Raw genomic sequence first — 3,131 nt, 5'->3', positions numbered from 1 at the left:
TGTATAAGAGACAGGCTCTCAACTTCGGCTTCGGCAGCGGCTCCGGCTTCGAGGGCTGACGCGGTGGCCGATGCCGGGGCTGATCCGGTGGCTGGGTTCGCGGAGGTGGTCGAGGCCGCGGCCGCTCGGTCGGGGGAGGCCGTGCTGGTCGTGCCCGATGGGGAGCGGCTGGTGGTGCTGGCCGCTGACGGGGGTGCGGTGGTCGCGTCCTGCGCCCAGTACGCGGAGGTGCTGCTGGCCGATCGGGGGGCGGCTGAACAGGGCGACGACGACGAGCTGGTGGTCGGGCTGTCGGCTCCCGCCGGGCCCATTGCCGCCGCGGCTGCCTATAAGCAGGCCGAACAGGCGCTGTCCGTTGCCCGTCGGCGGGGGCGGGTGCTGGTTGAGCACGAGGAGTTGGCTGCGGGGTCTGTGGTGCCGTTGCTCGCGGACGACGCTGTGCGGGCGTTTGCGGATGGGTTGTTGCGGGCGTTGCATGAGCATGACGCCACGGGCCGGGGGGACTTGGTGGCCTCGTTGCGGGCCTGGTTGTCCCGCCATGGCCAGTGGGATGCGGCTGCGGCGGATCTTGGGGTGCATCGGCATACGTTGCGCTACCGGATGCGGCGGGTCGAGGAGATCCTGGGGCGGTCACTGGACGATCCGGATACGCGGATGGAGCTTTGGCTGGCGCTCAAGACGTCCGCGTCCGGCGGTTAGGCGGTTGGGTTCGCGGTGTGCCAAACCACCGGACGGGATGGCGCGCGGCGTCACCGGTTCGAGATGCGCATCCTCCCCGGTGTGGAAGCCGGGGCACCTAGCACGAATCATGTGAAGAACGTGTGCGAGGTGCATGACGGGAGGCGCATCGGTCTGTCGGACGCCGATCCCCTGTCGTAGGTTCTACCCAGATGAGAGATACACCCCGCCCACAGGGGACTGTGGGCGATACAGGGTCGGGGCCTCCCCAGCTTCGCCCTGGTCGTGCCCTCGCGCACACTACTGGAGCCTCCGGCTCCGGAGGGTCTCCTCACCGATCGGACAGTCGCTCGCCCCAAACCCCCCGGGGCGTGCGACGACCCGGTCTTTACGGCCGCCTCGGAACTACCCCCCCTGTTCCGGGGCGGCCGACTCTTTCCCTGGCCACTCTGGCCCTGCTCTTCGCGTTCCTCACCTGGCAGGTCGCCGTCGACACCCCGCTGCGCCGCGCCGACGAGCGCCTCGGCCGGGCTGCCGCGGACGGGCCGCTGCCGGACGGCTTCGCCGAACTCCTCGCGGATCTCGGCAACTTCACGGTCGCGGTCCCCGTCCTGGTCGTGACGCTCGCGTACGTCGCCTGGCGCGCGCGTCGCGCCGGTACGCCCCGCTGGTGGCTGCCGGGGCTCGCGGCCCTGGTCACCATGGCCGCCGTACCCGCGCTGGTCGTCCCGCTGAAGGAGGCCGTGGGGCGTACGGGGCCGCCCGGCATGGCGGGCGCCGCCTACTACCCCTCGGGTCACACGGCGACGGCCGCCGTCGCCTACGGAGCGGCCGTGCTGCTTCTGCTGCCCTGGCTCCGCGGCTCGCACGTCCGTCGTGAACTCACCCTCGGCTGCCTGGTGTTGGTCGCCGCCGTCGGCTTCGGGCTGGTCCGGCGGGGCTACCACTGGCCGCTGGACGTGGTGGCGAGTCTGGTCCTGAGCGCGATGCTGCTGATCGGGCTGAGGGCGTTCCTGAAGTCGCGTCACTCCCGCCGCAGTTAGCAGCTCAGGCTTCAGCTGTCGAAGCCGAGGCCCAGTCTGTCCATCGTTCTCAGCCACAGATTGCGCCGGCCGCCGTGCGCGTCCGCCCGTGCCAGCGACCACTTGGTGAGGGCGATGCCGGTCCAGGCGAAGGGCTCCGGCGGGAAGGGGAGCGGCTTCTTGCGGACCATGGCCAGGGACGTACGTTCCGTGGACTCCCCCGCCAGCAGGTCGAGCATCACGTCCGCACCGAAGCGGGTCGCCCCGACGCCGAGTCCCGTGTATCCCGCCGCGTACGCGACCCGCCCGTGGTGTGCCGTACCGAAGAAGGCCGAGAAGCGGGAGCAGGTGTCGATCGCGCCGCCCCAGGCGTGGGTGAAGCGGACGCCCTCCAGCTGCGGGAAGCAGGTGAAGAAGTGTCCGGCGAGCTTGGCGTAGGTCTCCGGGCGGTCGTCGTACTCGGCGCGCACCCGGCCGCCGTACGGATAGACCGCGTCGTAGCCGCCCCACAGGACACGGTTGTCGGCCGACAGCCGGAAGTAGTGGAACTGGTTGGCGCTGTCGCCGAGGCCGTGGCGGTTCTTCCAGCCGAGGGAGGCGAGTTGGGCTTCGGTGAGCGGCTCGGTCATCAGCGCGTAGTCGTAGACCGGGACGGTGTACGGGCGCACCCGTCTGACCAGGTTGGGGAAGATGTTCGTGCCGAGGGCTACGTGGCGGGCGCGGACGCTGCCGTACGGAGTGCGTACGGCCATACCGGCGCCGTGTGCTTTCAAGGTGAGCGCGGGCGTACGCTCGTAGACGCGGACGCCCTGCTCGACACAGGCTCGTTTGAGGCCCCAGGCGAGTCGGGCGGGGTTAACGAGCGCGACGCCGTGGCGGTCATGGAGGCCGGCGAGGAATGTCGGTGAGTCGACTTGTTGCCGTACGGCGTCGGCGTCCAGGTACTCGAGGCCGTCCGCGAGTCCCTGGCGCTCCAACTCCCCGTACCAGTCGCGGAGTTCGGCGGCCTGATACGGCTCGGTGGCGACGTCGATCTCGCCGGTGCGCTCGAAGTCGCAGTCGAGGGAGTAGCGGGTGACGGCTGCCTCGATGGCGTCGAGATTGCGGGCGCCCAGCTGGTGGAGGGTGTGGATCTCGTCGGGCCAGCGGGCGAGTCCGTTGGCCAGGCCGTGGGTGAGCGAGGCGGCGCAGAAGCCGCCGTTGCGGCCGGAGGCAGCCCAGCCCGTCTCCCTGCCTTCGACGAGCACGACGTCTCGCCGCGGGTCGCGTTCCTTGGCGAGCAGCGCGGTCCACAGTCCGCTGTAGCCGCCACCGACGACGAGTAGATCGCAGGGGAACTGCCTGCCCGCGCGCTGCTGAAGCGGCACGAGGAGCGGGCGGTGCGCTTCGCCCTCGGCACGGGAGTCGCCGGGTTCGAGGGCAACGACCGTG

At 70.7% G+C, this 3,131-nt stretch carries 3 protein-coding genes; 2 read left to right on the top strand and 1 reads right to left on the bottom strand.

What is annotated here, in order from left to right; genetic code table 11:
* Together G6048_RS47415 and G6048_RS47410 are read left to right on the top strand one after the other, a co-directional pair.
* Positions 1 to 699, top strand: a 699-nt coding sequence (locus G6048_RS47415; protein ID WP_165345805.1) for a helix-turn-helix domain-containing protein, incomplete at its 5' end; no start/stop codon positions are given.
* Between the two features lie 350 nt (positions 700 to 1,049).
* The gene (locus G6048_RS47410; protein ID WP_328829097.1) at positions 1,050 to 1,721 is read left to right on the top strand and encodes a phosphatase PAP2 family protein; all 672 of its coding nucleotides are present in this window, start codon (positions 1,050 to 1,052) and stop codon (positions 1,719 to 1,721) included.
* Between the two features lie 11 nt (positions 1,722 to 1,732).
* Here the strand turns inward: G6048_RS47410 and G6048_RS47405 are convergent, their stop codons facing one another.
* On the bottom strand, positions 1,733 to 3,067 hold the full coding sequence (locus G6048_RS47405) for an NAD(P)/FAD-dependent oxidoreductase (protein WP_165345806.1): 1,335 nt from the start codon (positions 3,065 to 3,067) through the stop codon (positions 1,733 to 1,735).
* Positions 3,068 to 3,131: the final 64 nt, after the last annotated feature.

Source organism: Streptomyces ureilyticus (assembly GCF_011045025.1).
In the GTDB taxonomy this organism is placed as follows: Bacteria; Actinomycetota; Actinomycetes; order Streptomycetales; family Streptomycetaceae; genus Streptomyces; species Streptomyces ureilyticus.
Note: the sequence above shows the minus strand (reverse complement) of the source record. Positions and strands in the feature narration are given on the sequence as shown.